Source organism: Alicyclobacillus mali NBRC 102425, assembly GCF_001570745.1.
Classification (GTDB): Bacteria; Bacillota; Bacilli; order Alicyclobacillales; family Alicyclobacillaceae; genus Alicyclobacillus; species Alicyclobacillus mali.
In genome coordinates this window covers 75,423-93,196 of the sequence record NZ_BCSG01000012.1, presented here as the reverse complement: position 1 = coordinate 93,196, position 17,774 = coordinate 75,423, and the positions used below count along the sequence as shown (strand labels likewise).

Here is a 17,774-nt window from a genome sequence, read left to right as displayed (position 1 = left end):
ATCACGCCTGGCGTTCGTTCTTGACCTCCTGGATGTAACGATACACGGCGGCCATGTCGAGATCGGCATATCCGCGCGCCGCGGCCTTTTCGTACATGCCGATGAGCACGTCCGTCATCGGCAGATCGAGCCCCTTGGCGGCGGCCATATCCTTGGCGAGGTGCAGGTCTTTGATGAGAAGCCTCGTGGTGAAGCCGGGTTCGTAAAAATCCTTCGAAATGAACAATTTCCAGTTGCGCTCGTAGATTCGGCTCTGCCCGTAGCTCACGCTGAGAATGGAGAACAACTGCTCCAAGTCCATCCCCATCTCGCCTGCGAGCGTGAGGGCCTCGGCCACCGCAAGTGTGTAATATCCAATGAAGTAATTGTTGACCAACTTCACCACCGATCCGGCGCCAACGTCCTCGCTGATGTGAAACACGTTTTGGCCGATGAGGTCAAGTAGCGGCTTCGCGCGGTCAAAGGCCGCCTTCGCCCCACCCACCATGACGGTGAGTGACCCGTCCACCGCTCGTTCGACGCCGCCCGAGACCGGGGCGCCGAGATAGTCGATGCCGCGGTTCGCGAGCGCCTCAGCGACTCGATGGTTGACCTGAGGCGACACGGTGCTGAAGTCAATCACAAGCTGCCCCGCGCGCCCCTCCTGGCTCACGAGTTCGCCGAACACCTGGGTCACTTCTGCGGGCCCTGGCAGGCTCGCGCACAACACGTCCGCCGCGCGCACCACGTCGAGAGCGGATTCACACGCTTTGCCGCCCTCTTGCGCGAACGCGTCTCGAGATCGCTGCACGACGTCGTAGCCGTACACTTCATACCCGCCGCGCACCAAATTCAGGCTCATGGGCAGCCCCATCTTGCCGAGCCCCAAAAATCCAACCACCGGTTTTTCCATGATCCTTTCACCTCACCCTATCCAATACGTACTCTGCGATGGCCTGAAGTTGGCCAATTTCGTCTGGATACGCCAAGTCGTGCAACTCCACGCCGACGTGGCGCGCGGCCTCGAGGAGCGGTGTGAAGCCAAGGCGAACGGCGTCCGCCCAGGCGACTGCGGCGAGCTCCGCGCCGAGATCGCGCGCGGGCCCTCGTCCGTCCGCGGCGAGAGCGACCCGCACAAGCGCGGACTCAAACGCGTACATCCACATGTGGGCATCCGCCAGGCGGCGCACGAGCGGCTGGTGATCCACGAGTCTCTCGCCCTCACGGGCGACTGCCGCCTCGACGACAGCATCGAACCCCGTCTTCATGGACCGAAGCACCTGCTCCGCCCCCTCGAGCGTCGCGCGGAGGCGGCCTGCGGGGAGGTGAGCGGCCAAAGACGGCGATGCCGCTTGCGACGAAGGATCGCTCAATGAACAAGCGCTTGCTTCACGAGCGCGAGACGAAAGCACATCCCGTACGACGGCCAGTCGGTTGATCTCGTTCGTCCCTTCAAAGATGCGGGTGATCCGCGCGTCCCGGTACATCCGCGCAATCTCGTAGTCCTCCATGTAGCCATAGCCGCCGTGAATCTGCACCGCCTCGTCGATGGCGAACGCCTGAACTTCCGTGGCAAGCACCTTGTTGAGCGAACACGCAGCGATGCACGACGACAGAGCCGACGCCACGCCGCGCACCTTCATCTCCGGCTCGAGATCCGCCCGGAGCGCGAGACCAAGTGCCTGCTTCTTGCCCGGGGCGAGTTCGCCCGCCGTTCGATAGGCCGCGCTCCGCGCCACAAAGTACCGCGCCGCCATGTAGCCGAGCTTTTCCCGGATCATGCCGAGCGAGGCGATGGTCACGCCAAATTGGCGGCGCTCCTTGGCATACGCCGCTGCAATCCGGATGGCTCGGCGCGTTTGGCCCAGCGCGTACAGCGCCATCTTGTGCCTCGCCAGATTGAGAACCGAAAGTGCAATGCGGTGTCCATGGCCGGGCGCGCCGAGCAGGGCCGACTCCGGTACTTCCACGTCGTCGAGGATGAGCGAGGCCGTCGGGCTCGCGTGAATGCCCACCTTGTGCTCCTCCTTGCCCACGGAGACACCTGGTCGATCTCGGTCCACAACGAAGGCGGTCATGCCACGATGGGCGAGCTGCGCGAACACCACGTACACGCCGGCCACGCGCGCGTTCGAGATCCACTGCTTTTGTCCAGAGAGCACGTAGCATCCGCGCCCTTCGTCCGGGCGCGCGCTGGTCTTGCCGTGGAGCGCATCAGAACCCGCATCCGGTTCCGTCAGCGCGTACGCCGCGATGACTTCGCCCGCCGCAAGCCGCGGAAGATACGAAGAACGCTGCGCTTCATCGCCGAAATAGAGAATTGGGTGAAGTGCGACCCCGCTGTGAATGTTGATGGACACGCCAAATCCCGCCGTTTCTCCGAGCGCCTCGGATACCAGCAGGGACGACAGGGGATCTAGTTCCAGCCCGCCGTACGCCTCCGGCAGATCCACGCCGATGAGGCCCAGTTCCCCGGCCTGTCGATAAAGCGCTTTCAGCAGGCCGATGTCGCCCGACTCGAGGGCCTCCATGCGCGGAAGCACGTCTCGCTCCACAAAGGCGCGGGCCGTCTCCTCGATGAGATCATGTTCGTCGCTTCGGATCTCCGGCGTCAGTGCGCGTTTCAGACCTGGGTGAAATTCTTGGATGACATCCACCGTGCGACGCATCCCCTTCCGCCGAACCGCTTGTGCAAGCGGTTTCAATTGAGTTAAAGCCTTACGCGTCCCGCATGGCGCGGCGCGCGAACAACATTATGCAATCATTGTATAGATTCACTATACCCCGACGGCGACGTTGAGCGCAAGGGTCCGGCGCAGTCGGCTCACCGCCGACTGCGCACCTCGTAGACGAGAAACTTTAGGTAGTGCTGCTCCGCCGCGCCGGCGATTTGGGGGTGATCGCTTGCGGCGCGCGCGTCTCGCACGACCCGCAGCACCTTGTGGGCATCGATCGCCGCGTCCAGGACCGTTTCGCGAAACCGATCGGGCGACATGTGGTACGAACAGCTCGCCGTGACGAGGAAGCCGCCCTCCCGCAGGATGCGCATGGCGCGCAGATTGATCTCCTTGTAGCCTCTCGCCGCGCTCTCGATGGACTGGCGGGATTTCGCAAACGCCGGGGGATCCAGGATGACCACGTCGTAACGCGCGCCGCGCGCATCCTGTTCGCGCAGGTAATCGAACGCGTTGGCCACGGCGAACTCCGCACCATCCAGCACGCCGTTTCGGCGAGCGTTCTGCCGCGCGAGTTCCACCGCGTCTGCGGAGATATCCACCGCTGTGACGCGCGCGGCCCCATAGTGCAGCGCGTGCACGGCGAACGCGCCCGTGTGGCAGAAGCAGTCGAGCACATGGGCGCCGTCCACATGGACCGGGTCCTCGCCGAACAGTTCGCGCCTCGCCCTCCAGCCGGTCATGAGCGGGCGAATCGCCGCCCGGTTCTCCGACTGATCCCAAAAATACCCCGTCTTTTGGCCTTCGCGAAGATCCACCGAAAACGTGAGGCCGTTGTCGATCACGTCGACCACGTCGGGGACCTCGCCGTAGGCCGTCTCCACCACCAGAGGCAGCCCCTCCAGCGCTCGCACAGGCACGTCGTTTCGCGCCAGGATCCCGGCAGGCTTGTACACTGCGACGAGCGCTTCAAGCACTTGGGCGAACAGCCGCTCCATCCCCGCCGTCAGCACCTGCGCGACGAGCACCTCGCCGAACCGATCCACGACGAGTCCAGGCACAAAGTCCGCTTCGCCGTAGACCGCGCGACCATAGGCGAGCGCTTGTGGGTGAAACCTGCGCCGGTATTCCTGCGCCTGGTGAAAGCGCCGGATGAAAAAGTCGGCGTCAATGGGTTTGCTCGGCCGATACGTCAGAACGCGGGCAAAAATCTGCGACTGAGGATTCGCGTAGCCGCGGGCCAAAAAGGCGCCTTGGTGGTTGACGATATCGACGAGATCGCCGGGAGCGAGCGGGCCTTCCACCCGCTCCACCTCCGAGCGATAAATCCAGGGATGACCTTGTTCCAAGCGCCGCCTTCGATCGCGGCGCAAGACGAGGCGCGTTGGCAACAGCCCGTCTCTCCTCTCTGTCATGCGCTTGGCTCGATGACGCCGAGCGCGTTCAAAAGCGTATACAGGTGCTCGCGGAGCGCCTTCGAGGCCGGCACAAGCGGTGAACGAACGGAGCCCACGTCGATCCCCACGATGGAGAGCGCCTCCTTTACCGGGGCCGGGCTCGCCTCCATGAACATCGCCTCGAAGACGGGCAACAGCCTTGCACTCCAGTAAGCCGCCTCGTCCACCTGCCCTTGCCAGAACAGATCCATCATCGTGCGGATCTGCCGGCCTACGACGTGGCCCGCGACGCTCACGACGCCCGCTGCGCCGATGGCGAGCATCGGCAGCGTGAACTTGTCATCCCCGCTGTAGAGCAGGAAGTCGTCCGGCTTCTCGGCCGCAATGCGGAGAATCTGCGAAAAGTCGCCGCTCGCCTCCTTAAGCGCCACGATGTTCGGAATGGCCGCCAGTTGAAGCGCAGTCTGTGGCTGAAGGTTCACCCCCGTCCGCCCCGGCACGTTGTACAACATGACGGGCAAAGTGGTGGACTCCGCGATGCTGGCAAAGTGCAAGTACAGCCCTTCTTGCGATGGGCGGTTGTAATACGGCGTCACGAGCATGACACCCTGCACGCCAAGCCGGGCCGCCTCGAGCGTGAGCTCAATCGAATCCTTGGTCGAATTCGTCCCCGTGCCCGCGATGACCGGGATCCGGCCGTCCACCGCCCGGAGGGTAGCGTCGAAGAGGCGCAGCTTTTCCGCGTGGCTCAGGGTAGGGGATTCACCTGTCGTCCCACACGCCACGACCGCGGTCGTGCCCGTGTCAATCAGATGATCCACCAACCGCCGCAGCCGTCCCTCGTCGAGCGCACCCGTGGCATCAAAGGGCGTGACCATCGCCGTGATCAGGCTTCCAAAATCCATACGCATCTCCCCTGTTCAGGTTCCCGAAAGCTGGAAGGCGCGGTGAAGAGCGCGAACCGAGTCTTCCATCTGAGTTCCATCCACGAGCACCCAGATGGTCGTGTGCGAATCCGCGGACTGCAAGATTTCGATCCCGGCCTCCGCCAGCGCGTCCACGATTCGAGCCATCACGCCGGGCACGCCCATCATGCCCGCGCCCACGGCCGACACTTTCGCGCATCCGGAGCGCGTCTCGACGCGGTAGCCGAGCTGAGACAGATGGTGAACGGCGGCGTCCGCGAGCGCGTCCGGCACCGTGAACGCGACCTCCGAAGGCGTCACCGAGATGAAGTCCACGGAGATGCGGTGTTCCGCCATCAGGCGGAAAATGGACGACGCCCCGATGCCCTCGCCGCGCACGCGAATCTGCGTGACGTTGGGCGTATGTGCAATGCCGGTGACGTAGCGGTCCATCACGCGGCCGTGTTCGAGATGCGAGGCGGCTTGCGTCACGAGCGTGCCGGGATCGTCCGAAAGGGTGCTCCGCACCCGAATGGGCACGTTGCCCTGCATCGCGAGCTCCACGGCCCGCGGGTGAATCACCTTCGCCCCCTGGTACGCCATGTTACAAATCTCAGTATACGTCACCTGGCGCAACTGGCGCGCGTCCTCGACAATGCGCGGATCCGCGGTCATGATGCCCGAGACGTCGGTGAAGATGTCCACGACCTCCGCCCCGAGCGCGACGCCGAGCGCCGTAGCTGTCGTGTCGCTGCCGCCTCGCCCGAGCGTGGTCACGTCGCCCGATTCCGTACTTCCCTGGAATCCCGTCACCACCGCGATCTCGCCCGCCGCTAGCGCGGCCCGCAGGCCATCCGTTCGCACGTCCAGGATGCGCGCGTTGCCGAAGTCGTCCGAGGTGACAATCCCGGCCTGCGCTCCCGTGAAGACGCGCACCTGGTGACCCCGAGCGCGAAGCTCGTGCGCGAACAGCACCGCCGAGATGATCTCGCCGCAGCTCATCAGAAGGTCGCGATCGCGCGGATGGGGTTCGCGCCCCGCCCCATCCCCCGAATCGAGCAGGCTGAGAAGCGTGTCCGTCGCGTACGGGTCTCCCCGCCGCCCCATGGCGGAGACCACGATGGCCACCGCATATCCTTCGTCCAGTGCGCGCTCCACATGGCGATACGCCGCCCGCCTCGTCTCGGGTGTCGCCACCGACGTGCCCCCAAACTTCTGCACCACAATTTTCACAGCGGTTCGACTCCTTCGCTCAACGCGCCATCTCCATCAGCTTTTCGGCGATTTGCACCGCGTTCCACGCCGCGCCCTTCAGCAGGTTGTCGGCGACGATGAACATGAGGACCCCGCAGGGATCATCCAGATCTTGTCGGATGCGACCGACGAACGTCTCTCCGCGCCCCTCCGCCAGGCGAGGATGCGGATAGGAGTAGGACGCCGGATCGTCAACCAAGACGACGTTTTCCGCGTTTGCCAGGCGCTCTCGCACCTGCTCCACGGTCACGGGCTGCTGGAAGCGAACGGAGACCGACTCCGCATGCCCGTACAGAACAGGCACCCGCACCGCGGTCGGTGTCACCCGCAGCGAAGGCAATTCCAGAATCTTGCGCGATTCATTGACGAGCTTCATTTCCTCCTTCGTGTAGCCGTTGTCGAGGAAGATGTCGCACTGCGGAACGACGTTGAACGCCATGGGTACGTGGCGGTCCTGCTTGACAACCGGGAACACCGTGGTGACGTCGGATTCACCTGCCTGCGTCCGCTGGACCTCCTCCAAGAGCGCGTCGATCGCGCGCTGTCCCATGCCGCTCACAGCCTGGTACGTCGAAATGGTCACATGCTCGAGGCCAAACTCGCGCAGCGCATGAAGCACCACCACCAACTGAATGGTGGAACAGTTCGGATTCGCGATAATGCCGCGATGGTGCGCGAGGGCGTGCGGGTTGACCTCCGGCACGACGAGCGGCACGTCCTCGTGCATCCGGAACGCCGACGAGTTGTCGATCACGACGGCGCCTCGCTCCACCGCGACGGGCGCCCATTCCGCACTGGCGGACGCACCGGCGCTGAACAGCGCGATATCCACCCCTTCGAAGGATTCGGGCGACACGGCCTCCACGACGAGATCCTCGCCACGAAACGAAATGGTGGTTCCCGCAGAACGAGGCGAGGCCAACAAGCGGATGTCTTCCACAGGCACTCCGCGGCGCTCCAAGGTCGAGAGCATGCGCCTGCCCACGGCCCCCGTCGCCCCGAGAATCGCCATGCGATAGCGGTTTTTTCTCTCCATCCCCAGACTCCTTCTCCCAAGATGCGCGCTCAGGGCCTGTCTTCACGCCAGCGTTCGATGAGAACGGGCTGCAGTTGGCGCCCTTCCATCGCGGCGGCGATCGTGTCTGGAATGAGCCGCATGAGCGCAACAAGCGAATTCATTTTAACATGCGGCGCATCCTGGCCAAACGGCACAAAATAGACGTTCTTCGCGTTCATGAGGGTGGCGATGTTGTACAAGCTCAAGCCTAGCCCATCGTTGGTCGAGATGGCAACCACGACAGGCCTGCCATTGCGCAGCGTGGCCTTGGCCGCCATGAGCACAGGGGAATCGGTGTTGGCTTGAGCGAATCTGCTCAAGGTGCTGGCTGTGCACGGCGCAATCACGAAGGCGTCAAGGGCCTTGCTCGGCCCGAGTGGCTCAGCTTCGGGAATGGTGGTGATGGCCCTGTTGCCCGTGACTTCCTCGATTTTTTGAGCCCACTCCCCCGCTTGCCCGAACCTCGTATCGGTATTCATGACGTGATGCGAAAACACCGGCACCACGCGCGCGCCGAGATCGCACAGACGTTTGACCTCCGGGAAAATTTCCTCATAGGTGCAGTGGCTCCCTGTGACTCCGAAGCCGATGGTCTTGCCGCTCAGATCCATAGTTCTTCCTCCTCGAACTCCGCTTCTTCGTCGTCCGCCAGCATGCGCGTGATGGATGCCGCGATGATTCGCCCCGCCGTCCTCGGCGCCACGAGCCCTGGCAGGCTTGGCGTGAGAATGGCCTTGATGCCGCGCCGCTCCGCGTATCGAAAGTCAGTGCCGCCCGGCTTCGACGCGATGTCAATGATGACCGCGTCTCGGCGCATGCGCTTGAGCACAGCCGCCGGCAGCACCATGGCGGGAATGGTGTTGAACACGATATCGGCGTCGTGGACGGCGTGCTCGATGTGCCTGAGCGAGACGGGGACGAGCGACCGCTCGTGGATCCGGGCGAGATCGCGCGGATCGGACGCGCAGACGTGTACGACGGCACCCATCGCGTGAAGTTTGTGCGCGAGTGTCTGGCCACAACGCCCGAACCCGAGCACGACGGTTTTGGCGCCGTGCAGCGTGATGTCCGTCTCCTGCATGGCGATGGCAATGGCGCCCTCAGCGGTCGGAATGGAGTTGAGAATGGCCACCTCGTCGAGCTCCATGAGCTTCACAAGCCGCAGCGAATAGCGGTCGCACCACTCTGTCAGCGCGCGGTGCGCGATGCCCGTGAACACAAAGGTGCCTGGCCGCATGGCCTGAAAATGCGACTCTTTCAACTCCACGGGATGAGGTGCGAACGAGGTTTCGACGCGCCCGTCGTCATCCATGCCGGCCACGGGCAGGACAAGGGCGTCCGCCTGGGCGAAGATCGCGTCGCTTGGCTCGGCGAACGTGGTGTCGGCAAACGTGCGACCGAGATCGGAGAATCCAATCAGCGTCGCACTGGCGTCGTTGTCCGTGATTTGCGCGATGACCTCGAGCTGGCGACGATCGCCGCCGACGAAAACCAGATGTTTTCCCGTGAGCATCGACCTCACCTCGCGATTGGCATGCGCCATAGCTTATGACACGCGCCCACGGGCGGTGAAAACGCAAAAAGCCCAGGTGCACGGGCACCTGGGTCTTCGGAAACGCGATTTTGTCGACCGTCTTACAGGCGACCGGTGGAGCCAAATCCACCGCCGCCGCGCGCCGTCGGGCCGAGATCGTCCACCGGCACGAGTCGCGCCACATAGATGGGGGCAATGACGAGCTGTGCGATGCGCTCTTTTGGCTGCAGCACGAAGTCCTGCGCGCCTTGATGGATGAGCGGCACGACGATCTCGCCCGTGTAGTCGCTGTCGATCACCCCGACGCCGTTCGCCAGCGCGATGCCATGCCTCGCGGCGAGCCCGCTTCGCGCGAACACCAGCGCCACGGCGTCGCGGCGAGGCAATTGAATGGCGAGTCCCGTCGGCACGGGCGCGATCTCGCCCGGCCTTATGATCAGAGGCGAATCCAAGCACGCGCGCAGATCCAGCCCGGCCGAGCCTTGCGTGGCATATCGCGGTAGGTCGTCGGCGGTGAGAAGCGGCGATACCATCTTGACGCGGACGTCCATCACCCACTCGTCCATCACGACGGCACACACACCTTTGCGGCGCGATCGAACGCGAATTCGGCAAGCGGACCGACGGCCGCGAGGGCGAAACCATGGCTCAGCACGTCCTCCGCCACGCGCTGGACGTCTTCCGGCGTGACCGCTTCGATACCCGCGATGGTCTCCTCGAGCGGCACCTCGCGGCCGAGCAGAATCTCGTTTTTCGCCAGCCGGCTCATGCGGCTGCCGGAGCTCTCGAGGCCGAGCATGAGCGCCCCTTTCACCTGCCGCTTCGCCTTTTCGAGCTCGTCGCGAGACATGGGCGCTTGCCACATGCGCGCCGTGACCTGCTGCACGAGCGCCAGCACTTCTTCAGCCGTCTCCGGCGACGTGCCCACGTAGATGCCGAACATGCCCGCATCGCGGTACCCGCTGTGAAACGAGTACACGGCGTAGGCCATGCCGCGCTCCTCGCGAATTTCCTGAAACAAGCGCGAGGATTGCGTACCTCCGAGCACGTTGTTGAGCAGAAGCAACGGATACAATTCGCGCGATCCGGCCGGATAGCCCGGCGCGGCCAGACAGATGTGAACCTGCTCGATATCCTTGTCCTCCGTGGTGACGGTCTTGCGGAATGGCGGAGGCGCCAGCGCAGGCGCCTTGTTCACACCCTTGCCCCAGCCGCCGAAGACGCGCTCCACCTCGCGAATCGCCACGTCCTGTGGAACATGGCCCGCGATCGAGACCACCATGCGCTCTGGCTGGTAGTGCCGGTCCACGTACCGGACGAGATCCTCCCGAGAGAAGCGGAGCAGGTTTTCGTCGCGGCCGAGAATGGTGTACCCGAGCGGATGATCTCCATAGACGCCACGCGCAATCAGGTCCATGACGAGTTCATCCGGCGTGTCCTCGTACATCCGGATCTCCTCGATCACGACGCGCTTCTCCTTCTCCATCTCCTCGGGCGCAAAGCGCGAGTCCGTGAGCATCTCCGCCAGCGTCTCGAGCGCCGTGGAAAAATGCTCGTCGAGCACGCGCGCGTAAAAGCAGGTGAACTCCTTCGCGGTGAACGCGTTCACCTGTCCGCCGAGATCGTCAAACAAATGCGCCAGTTCCTTGGCGGAGTGGCGCGACGTGCCCTTGAAGAACATGTGTTCAAGAAAGTGGCTGATGCCATTCTCGCTCTGGGATTCATAGCGGGAACCGGTCTCCACCCAGATTCCCAGGCTCACCGAGCGGATGGAGGACATCTCTTCCCCCACCACGCGCAGCCCGTTGTTCAAAGTCACTCGATAGGTCAACCGCATGGCCTCCTACATCGCTGTTGACGCCGTCGCGCGGCGCCGCGTTCAAGAACGGATGGTCTCCCGCGCAAGCGTCACGGGAGGCATGGCCGCAGGCCGCTCGTCGATCACGTCTTCCACCGTCTTCATCCGGTACCCACGCGCCTCAAGCCAGCGGATCATCGCCGGGAGCGCCTCGACGGTCGACGCCGTCGGATGCATGAGCACGAGCGCACCAGGCGTCACGTTTCGCTGCACGCGCTCCAGGATCGCAGCAGGCGGCGGGTTCTTCCAATCGACCGTGTCCGCCGTCCACAGAATGGCGTACATTCCTCGCGACTTGGCGAGTGGCGCGAGGCGTGCATCGTACGATCCAGCAGGCGGCGCAATGAGCCGCGGCGCTTTGCCAGTGATCTCCGCGAGCACTCGATTCGTCTCGTCGATTTGCGCGCGAAGTTTCGCCTCGCCAAGCCGGCGAAAATCCGGATGACCGTATCCGTGCGACTCCACCGCGTGCCCGTCTCGGGCGATGGCGCGCACGAGGTCGGGAAACTTGCTTGCCCATGCGCCGTCGATAAAAAACGTCGCCTTCACGTGCGCATCCCGTAAGATCTGAAGCATCTTTGGCACATACGCCTCGCCCCAGGACACGTTCACCATGAGGGCAACCGATTTTTCTGTCGACGGGCCGCGGTAGATCACGTCGGCCGGCAGATCGCAGAGCCTCACCTTGGGCGGCACGGTGCGCCACACGAGGTGCACTGCGCCGTCGTGCGCTCGCGTTGTCTCGCGCTCGCTCGCCGCCGTGTCCAGCGCGAAGCCCGACAGACCAGGGATGTTGTGCCACACGCGATCCCGCCTCGCGTCGACGGGCGGATTCGCCCACGCGCGGCTCGCCTCTTCCCAGACGCGCGCCGACAAGACCGACGCGGGTCGAGGCGACGTGTCAGCGCGCAGGAAGCGTCCGGCGTCGAACATCCAACTGCAGGCCGTGGCACACAGAGCGAGCGCCATTTGCTTGGACTTCATGAGGCATCCCCTCCATCCGCATTACACGCGGATTAGGATGCCTCCAGACCCAGACGGCCAATCAGGCGTTGGGCGTTCGAGGAGTTCCCTTGGGTCCGGCCGGATGGCCGTGATCGCGCCGCGCATGCCCGCCCTGCGGCCCGCGACCCGGTCCGCCCGCGGAGCGCGGGGGCTGAGGCGGCGACGGCGGCTGCATCGCCTTCAGCACCTCTTTCCGCGACAGGTTGATCCGCCCCTGGTTATCGATCTCGGTGACCTTGACGGTCAGGGTGTCACCCACTTGGCAGACGTCCTCCACCTTCGCCACGCGGTTCAGATCCAGCTGCGAGATGTGCACGAGGCCCTCCTTGCCAGGCAGGATCTCGACGAATGCGCCGTACTTCTCGACGCGCGTCACCTTCCCGTTGTACGTGGCGCCGACCTCGACGTCGCGTACGATGTTCTCCACCATCTCGCGGGCGCGGCTCGCCTGCTCGGCGTCTGTGCTGTGAATGTACACGCGGCCGTCCTGCTCGATGTCGATCTTGACGCCCGTCTCCTCGATAATCTTGTTGATCACACGCCCACCCGGGCCAATCACGTCGCGGATTTTGTCGGGATGGATCTTCACCGTGATGACCCGCGGCGCAAATTTCGAAAGGTCCGCGCGAGGCTCCGAAATGGCCTCCATCATCTTGCCCAGGATGAACATCCGGCCTTCCCGCGCCTGCTTCAGTGCGCGCTCCAGAATAGACCGGTCAATGCCGCTGATCTTGATGTCCATCTGCAGCGCCGTGACGCCGCGCTCGGTGCCCGCCACTTTAAAGTCCATATCGCCCAGGTGATCCTCGATACCCTGGATGTCGCTCAGAATGGCGACCTGGTCGCCCTCCTTCACGAGTCCCATCGCGATCCCGGCCACCGGCGCCTTGATGGGCACACCCGCATCCATGAGCGCCATGGTGCTGCCGCAGATGCTCGCCTGGGAGGTGGAACCGTTCGACTCGAGGATTTCGGATACCACGCGAATGGCGTACGGGAACTCCTCCGGCGAGGGAATGACGGGATCGAGCGCGCGCTCACCGAGCGCCCCATGGCCGATGTCCCGGCGGCTCGGTGCCCGAAGCGGTCTGGCCTCGCCGACGCTGAACGGCGGAAAGTTGTAATGGTGCATGTAGCGATTGGACTTTTCAACTTCCAGCCCGTCGAGGAGCTGCTCGTCGCCCATGGAGCCCAACGTGCAGACGGACAGTGCCTGCGTCTGGCCGCGCGTAAACAGCGCCGATCCGTGCGTCCTCGGCAGAAGTCCCACTTCGCAGGAGATGGGGCGAATCTCGTCCAGGCGGCGCCCGTCAGGGCGAATACCTTCTTGCAGAATGGCCTCGCGCACCCGCTCCTTGAGGATGGTGTGCATGACTTCGGCGATGTCCGCCTCCTTCTCGGGGAAGCTCTCCTTGAAGTGTTCCAACACTTCCGCGTTCAGATTGGCGAGCGCCTCTTCCCGCGCGAGCTTGTCCGGATTGCGGACCGCCGCGTTCACCTTGTCTGTCGCGTACTCGCGCACGGCAGCCTCCAGATCCGGGTCCACCCGATGAAGCTCTACCTCGCGCTTAGCCACACCGACCTTTTCGGCAAACGCGTTGATTTCGTCGCAGATGGTCTGAATGACCTGGTGTCCGTACAGGATGGCCTCAAGCACCACGTCTTCCGGCACCTGATTGGCGCCCGCCTCCACCATCACGATGGCGTCCTTCGTGCCGGCGACAACCAGGTGAAGGTCGCTCTTTTCAGCCTGTTCGACTGTGGGGTTGATGACAAATTCGCCGTCCACCAGCCCCACGATGACGCCCCCGATGGGACCGTTGAAGGGAATGTCCGAGATGGTGAGCGATGCGGACGTACCGATCATCGCCGCGATTTCCGGCGCGCAGTCTTGGTCGACGGAGAGGACGAGATCGACAATTTGCACGTCGTTGCGAAATCCATCCGGAAACAGCGGTCGAATGGGGCGGTCAATCAGACGGGACGCGAGAATTGCATGCTCACTCGGGCGCCCCTCGCGTTTGATGAAACCGCCGGGAATTTTCCCGACCGCGTACAATCGCTCTTCGTAGTTCACGGTGAGCGGGAAGAAGTCGAGCTCTTTTGGCTCTTTTGAAGCGGTGACCGTGGCGAGCACCACAGTTTCACCGTACTGCACGTGGACTGCAGCCGTCGCCTGTCGGGCCAGTTTCCCGGTCTCCAAGACAAAACGCCGGCCCGCCAGTTCAAACTCATGGCGAACCACCATGGATCTCCAACCTCCTACCATTCGAAGCGGCCGTCCGCCGCATGACATGCTATGTACAAACGGGGGTTCCACCACACATGCAAAAGAAGCGGGCCGAAGCCCGCCTCGTCTCAGTGGCGCAATCCGAGGGATTCAATCAACTGCCGATACCGGTTGACGTCCGTCTTGCGCAGGTAATTCAACAGGTTGCGGCGCCGGCCGATCAACTTGTACAGGCCGCGACGCGAATGATGATCCTTTTTGTGAACGCGGAAGTGCTCCGTCAGCGAGTTGATGCGCTCGGTCAGAAGCGCAATCTGCACTTCCGGCGAACCCGTGTCGAGATCGTGCAACTTATACTTTGCGATGATTTCCTTCTTCTTATCCGCTTCTAGCATGATGGTCCTCCTTGAACGTGAAATCGCTGCATCGAAGAACAGGCCGGAGGTTCCTGATCCGCGGTGCAGTTCATCGTGTTGCGCACACGGTCAACACTATACCACAGCGTGCATGTGAATGCCAGCGGCTCGGAAATCGCCCAACCGATGCTTGGCATCCACGGACACCGTGTGACGCCCCGGGCTCCTTCACCGCCCTCCATGGGAAGATGGCGGCATTGCCGACGCCCTGTTGGTCAAGCCGACCAGCGCCCGCGCGAGTTCGCAGTCGCGGGCAATCTGAGCTTTCAGCGCGTCGAGGCCGTCAAACTTCATCTCATCGCGAATGCGCCGGAGAAACGAGACGGAAAGCGTCTTGCCGTACAAATCGCCGTCGAAGTCGAGGAGATGCACCTCGAGTTGAAACACGCGGCCATCGACGGTCGGGCGATATCCGGCGTTCAGCACGCCAAACGCATGAGCCGCAAAGGCATGATGCGCGCCTTCCACTTCGACAAACGCGGCGTACACGCCGGTCTTCGGCAAGACGTACGCATCGATGCCGCCGAGGTTCGCGGTGGGGAAGCCAATGGTCCGGCCGCGCTTGTCCCCGTGGACCACCTCGCCCGAGATGGTGTACGGCCGTCCGAGAAGCGCCTGCGCCGCCTCGACACGACCTTCGCGAAGGTGCTCGCGAATGCGGGAACTTGAAATCTTGTGCCCATGTTCCTCCACGGGTTGGACCACATGCACATCGAAGCCTCGCGCATGGCCGAGCTGACGCAGAACGTCGACCGTGCCTTGACCACCTCGTCCAAACCGGAAGTCGGGGCCCACGACCACGCACCGCACTCGCAGCGGCACAAGATATCCGTCCACGAATTCCGCCGGTTCCAGCTGTTGAAATGCGCGGTTAAATTGAGCGACATAAAACGCGTCGACGCCGAGCTCGGTGAAGAGCCGAACGCGTTCGCGGCGAGGGGTAAGCCATCTGGCGTACTCCGGGTCTCCGGTGAGCACGAACGTTGGGTGCGGCTCAAAGCTCATCACGGCGAGACGCTCTCCCGGCCCCAACAGCGTCCTGGCTGTATTCAAAATGGCCCGATGGCCCAGGTGCACACCGTCGAACTTCCCGATGGCCAAAACCTGCGGTGCAGGCGAAGCGGGCGCCTGGTTCTCCATGATGACAAACTCCACGGACTCATCCCCTCTTCCAAAACACCTTCTTCGGCCGCACCATGGTCGGCTCGCCATCGGCGACTTCGCCGACTGCGGCCACGGTGCCGGCGTAAATCACGAGGACGAGAGCGCCCGGCGACACAGACAGCGCTTGCCCCAACTCCACCGCTTGGCCGTTGGCGAGGCGCTCCAACGCGTCGCGAGCGGGACGCCACATCGGCAGACCTTCCAGGTACAGCAGCGGATCGCGCAGGTGCGAAGCGGGATCATTCGAGGCCAACCAATCGTCGAGCGGGACAGCGTCCTCGACGCGCGCACAGCCGATGGCGAGTCTGCGAAGCGAGCGCATGTGAGCCGGCACGCCGAGAAGTGCGCCGAGATCTCGGCAGAGGGCACGGACGTAAGTGCCTTTGGAACAGCGCACGTGAAAGCGGGCGAGGGCGAGATCTCCTTCGTGCCGGAGATCGTCAATCTGGAACGCCTGCACGTGCACCGTGCGCTCCGGGAGTTCCACCTTTTTACCTTGGCGTGCAAGATCGTAAGCGCGGCGGCCGTCGACGTGGACCGCGGAGTATTGCGGTGGCCGCTGGCGGATCTCGCCGGTGAGCTGGCTCGCGGCCTCGCGCACCTTGGCGACGTCCAGGTGTAACGCGGACGCCTGTGCGACGACCGCGCCTTCCGCGTCGTCCGTATCCGTGCCGAGGCCGAACACCACGGTGCCCCCGTACGCCTTGTCGCCGTCGCCGAGGTACTCCAGCAGGCGGGTGACGCGGCCGACGCAGATCATTAGGAGACCGGTCGCCATCGGGTCGAGCGTCCCCGCGTGCCCAACGCGCCGCACGCCGAGCTTGCGGCGGACGTGGTTCACGACGTCGTGCGACGTCATTCCCTCCGGCTTATCGATGAGCAGGACGCCGTCTAGCGCTTGCACGCCTCATCCACTTCCCTCAGCGCCGCGATCACGGCTGATTCCACCGCCAGCTTCGCTTCTGCGAGCGTGCCTTTGAGTACGCACCCAGCCGCGCGCGCGTGACCGCCGCCGCCGAATTGCTGCGCGATGGCCGCCACGTCAACGCGCCGCTTCGAACGCAGGCTCGCCTTGACGAGCCCGTCTGGACGCTCCCGCAAGAGAACGCCCACTTCGACCGTCTCGACGGATCGCGCAAAGCCAACGAGCCCTTCCACGTCGTCCTCACTGGCATGGCAGGACGCCAGCATCTCCTGGCTCACGAGGATGAACGCGTACCGCCCGTCGGGTGCGATAGTCATGTCGCGGAGGGCAATCTGCAGCAGTCTCATCTGCTCGAGTGTCCGCGCCTCGAGGGCGGGCTCGGCGATGTCGTACGGCTGGACCCCGCTCGCCAGCAGTTCCGCGGCAATCTGGTGCACCTCGCGCGTCGTGTTGGGATAGCTGAAGCCACCCGTGTCAGTGAGAATCCCGGTGTAGAGGCATTTGGCGAGATCCACGTTGAGCGGCACATCGAGCGCCCTCGCCACGTGATACAGCACCTCGCAGGTCGCGGCTGCCAGCGGATCCACGCACGCCACCCACCCGTAACGGGGGTTGGTCTGATGGTGATCGATGTTCACGATCAACGGGTCGGTCGCGACGAGCGCCGCGACCGGCGCAAACCGCTGTTCGTCCGCGCAATCGACCGCGACGATGTGCTGAAACCGGCGCGGAGCTAGATCCTCCAGCGCTTGGACGCGGTCGTACATGGGCAGGAAGCGGAACCGCGGAGGCAGCGCCTCCCCTGCCGCGATCGCGAATCGCTTGCCGAGCGCATCCAGCATATGGGCCACCGCCAGTGCGCTCCCGAGCGCGTCCCCGTCCGGGCGCTCGTGCGTGACAATCAACCAATCATCGAGGCCGCGAAGCGCCTCTGCGGTGCGCGCGATGGCGTCCTTGTCCCGTGGCTCGGGCTGCCAACTCGTCATCCCCTGACTCCCCTCGGCCGCTCAATCGTTTGCGTCATGCTCGTTCAGCGACTTCAGCACCTGCTCAATGCGCTCGCTGTACTCGCCCGACTCATCCAGCCTGAACACCAGCTCGGGCGCCATACGCATGTGCAGCCTGCGCGCGATCTCGCCGCGAAGGAACCCCGCCGCCTTGCTCAGCACGCCGAGCGAGGTCTCCTTCGCCTCTTCCGCGCCGTACACGCTCACGTACACCTTGGCGTGCTGAAGATCGCCCGAGACGTCCACGCGCGTGATGGTGACAAACCCAAGCCGCGGATCCTTCAGCTCGTGCTGAAGGAGATCCGCGAGTTCTTTCTTCATCTGTTCGGCCACTTTCTGTGCCCGAATTCGCGTCAACGTTCACGCAC

At 63.9% G+C, this 17,774-nt stretch carries 17 protein-coding genes; all 17 read right to left on the bottom strand.

The features are described 5' to 3' along the window. Position 1: 1 nt before the first annotated feature. The 17 genes from AMA01_RS05745 to rbfA all read right to left on the bottom strand — a co-directional run bounded on the left by AMA01_RS05745 (position 2) and on the right by rbfA (position 17,763). On the bottom strand, positions 2 to 892 hold the full coding sequence (locus AMA01_RS05745; protein WP_067848691.1) for an NAD(P)-dependent oxidoreductase: 891 nt from the start codon (positions 890 to 892) through the stop codon (positions 2 to 4). Between the two features lie 7 nt (positions 893 to 899). Beyond that, positions 900 to 2,636, bottom strand: a complete 1,737-nt coding sequence (locus AMA01_RS05740; RefSeq protein ID WP_231862833.1) for an acyl-CoA dehydrogenase family protein — start codon at positions 2,634 to 2,636, stop codon at positions 900 to 902. Positions 2,637 to 2,803: 167 nt separating this feature from the next. Beyond that, complete coding sequence (locus tag AMA01_RS05735; protein ID WP_067848682.1) at positions 2,804 to 4,045, bottom strand: class I SAM-dependent rRNA methyltransferase; 1,242 nt, start codon at positions 4,043 to 4,045, stop codon at positions 2,804 to 2,806. Between the two features lie 20 nt (positions 4,046 to 4,065). Continuing rightward, positions 4,066 to 4,956 carry a 4-hydroxy-tetrahydrodipicolinate synthase gene (gene dapA, locus AMA01_RS05730; protein ID WP_067848679.1) on the bottom strand — a complete coding sequence of 297 codons (891 nt, stop codon included), beginning with the start codon at positions 4,954 to 4,956 and terminating at the stop codon, positions 4,066 to 4,068. Positions 4,957 to 4,971: 15 nt separating this feature from the next. Then, the gene (dapG, locus tag AMA01_RS05725) at positions 4,972 to 6,189 is read right to left on the bottom strand and encodes an aspartate kinase (RefSeq protein WP_067848668.1); all 1,218 of its coding nucleotides are present in this window, start codon (positions 6,187 to 6,189) and stop codon (positions 4,972 to 4,974) included. A gap of 19 nt (positions 6,190 to 6,208) precedes the next feature. Beyond that, positions 6,209 to 7,246 (bottom strand): aspartate-semialdehyde dehydrogenase, encoded by a 1,038-nt coding sequence (locus tag AMA01_RS05720; protein ID WP_067848665.1) that lies wholly within the window; start codon positions 7,244 to 7,246, stop codon positions 6,209 to 6,211. A 29-nt stretch (positions 7,247 to 7,275) separates the two neighbouring features. After that, entirely contained in the window at positions 7,276 to 7,878 is a 603-nt protein-coding gene (locus tag AMA01_RS05715) for a dipicolinate synthase subunit B (RefSeq protein WP_067848662.1), read from the bottom strand. Next, on the bottom strand, positions 7,869 to 8,780 hold the full coding sequence (dpsA, locus tag AMA01_RS05710) for a dipicolinate synthase subunit DpsA (protein ID WP_067848660.1): 912 nt from the start codon (positions 8,778 to 8,780) through the stop codon (positions 7,869 to 7,871). Before dpsA ends, AMA01_RS05715 begins: the two co-directional genes overlap by 10 nt. A gap of 122 nt (positions 8,781 to 8,902) precedes the next feature. Next, positions 8,903 to 9,352 (bottom strand): dUTP diphosphatase, encoded by a 450-nt coding sequence (dut, locus tag AMA01_RS05705; protein WP_067848822.1) that lies wholly within the window; start codon positions 9,350 to 9,352, stop codon positions 8,903 to 8,905. A gap of 14 nt (positions 9,353 to 9,366) precedes the next feature. Further along, on the bottom strand, positions 9,367 to 10,632 hold the full coding sequence (locus AMA01_RS05700) for a M16 family metallopeptidase (RefSeq protein WP_156468413.1): 1,266 nt from the start codon (positions 10,630 to 10,632) through the stop codon (positions 9,367 to 9,369). A gap of 48 nt (positions 10,633 to 10,680) precedes the next feature. Then, positions 10,681 to 11,643 (bottom strand): polysaccharide deacetylase family protein, encoded by a 963-nt coding sequence (locus tag AMA01_RS05695; protein ID WP_067848658.1) that lies wholly within the window; start codon positions 11,641 to 11,643, stop codon positions 10,681 to 10,683. A gap of 61 nt (positions 11,644 to 11,704) precedes the next feature. Next, positions 11,705 to 13,912 carry a polyribonucleotide nucleotidyltransferase gene (locus tag AMA01_RS05690; protein WP_082744004.1) on the bottom strand — a complete coding sequence of 736 codons (2,208 nt, stop codon included), beginning with the start codon at positions 13,910 to 13,912 and terminating at the stop codon, positions 11,705 to 11,707. Between the two features lie 110 nt (positions 13,913 to 14,022). Then, positions 14,023 to 14,289 (bottom strand): 30S ribosomal protein S15, encoded by a 267-nt coding sequence (gene rpsO, locus AMA01_RS05685; protein ID WP_082744002.1) that lies wholly within the window; start codon positions 14,287 to 14,289, stop codon positions 14,023 to 14,025. A gap of 189 nt (positions 14,290 to 14,478) precedes the next feature. Continuing rightward, positions 14,479 to 15,465: a bifunctional riboflavin kinase/FAD synthetase gene (locus AMA01_RS05680; protein ID WP_067848647.1), complete on the bottom strand. Its 987-nt coding sequence runs from the start codon at positions 15,463 to 15,465 to the stop codon at positions 14,479 to 14,481. 4 nt (positions 15,466 to 15,469) lie between these two features. Then, on the bottom strand, positions 15,470 to 16,378 hold the full coding sequence (gene truB / locus AMA01_RS05675) for a tRNA pseudouridine(55) synthase TruB (protein WP_067848644.1): 909 nt from the start codon (positions 16,376 to 16,378) through the stop codon (positions 15,470 to 15,472). Continuing rightward, positions 16,366 to 17,385 (bottom strand): DHH family phosphoesterase, encoded by a 1,020-nt coding sequence (locus AMA01_RS05670; RefSeq protein ID WP_067848640.1) that lies wholly within the window; start codon positions 17,383 to 17,385, stop codon positions 16,366 to 16,368. Before AMA01_RS05670 ends, truB begins: the two co-directional genes overlap by 13 nt. Positions 17,386 to 17,406: 21 nt before the next feature. After that, positions 17,407 to 17,763 (bottom strand): 30S ribosome-binding factor RbfA, encoded by a 357-nt coding sequence (gene rbfA / locus AMA01_RS05665; protein WP_067848637.1) that lies wholly within the window; start codon positions 17,761 to 17,763, stop codon positions 17,407 to 17,409. Positions 17,764 to 17,774: the final 11 nt, after the last annotated feature.

Excerpts from the sequence above, each read along its gene's own strand:
- AMA01_RS05745 (WP_067848691.1), bottom strand. The coding sequence starts at position 892 with ATGGAAAAACCGGTGGTTGGATTTTTGGGGCTCGGCAAGATGGGGCTG.
- dapA (WP_067848679.1), bottom strand. The coding sequence starts at position 4,956 with ATGGATTTTGGAAGCCTGATCACGGCGATGGTCACGCCCTTTGATGCC.
- AMA01_RS05720 (WP_067848665.1), bottom strand. The coding sequence starts at position 7,246 with ATGGAGAGAAAAAACCGCTATCGCATGGCGATTCTCGGGGCGACGGGG.
- AMA01_RS05715 (WP_067848662.1), bottom strand. The coding sequence starts at position 7,878 with ATGGATCTGAGCGGCAAGACCATCGGCTTCGGAGTCACAGGGAGCCAC.
- dpsA (WP_067848660.1), bottom strand. The coding sequence starts at position 8,780 with ATGCTCACGGGAAAACATCTGGTTTTCGTCGGCGGCGATCGTCGCCAG.
- dut (WP_067848822.1), bottom strand. The coding sequence starts at position 9,352 with ATGGACGTCCGCGTCAAGATGGTATCGCCGCTTCTCACCGCCGACGAC.
- AMA01_RS05695 (WP_067848658.1), bottom strand. The coding sequence starts at position 11,643 with ATGAAGTCCAAGCAAATGGCGCTCGCTCTGTGTGCCACGGCCTGCAGT.
- AMA01_RS05690 (WP_082744004.1), bottom strand. The coding sequence starts at position 13,912 with ATGGTGGTTCGCCATGAGTTTGAACTGGCGGGCCGGCGTTTTGTCTTG.
- rpsO (WP_082744002.1), bottom strand. The coding sequence starts at position 14,289 with ATGCTAGAAGCGGATAAGAAGAAGGAAATCATCGCAAAGTATAAGTTG.
- AMA01_RS05670 (WP_067848640.1), bottom strand. The coding sequence starts at position 17,385 with ATGACGAGTTGGCAGCCCGAGCCACGGGACAAGGACGCCATCGCGCGC.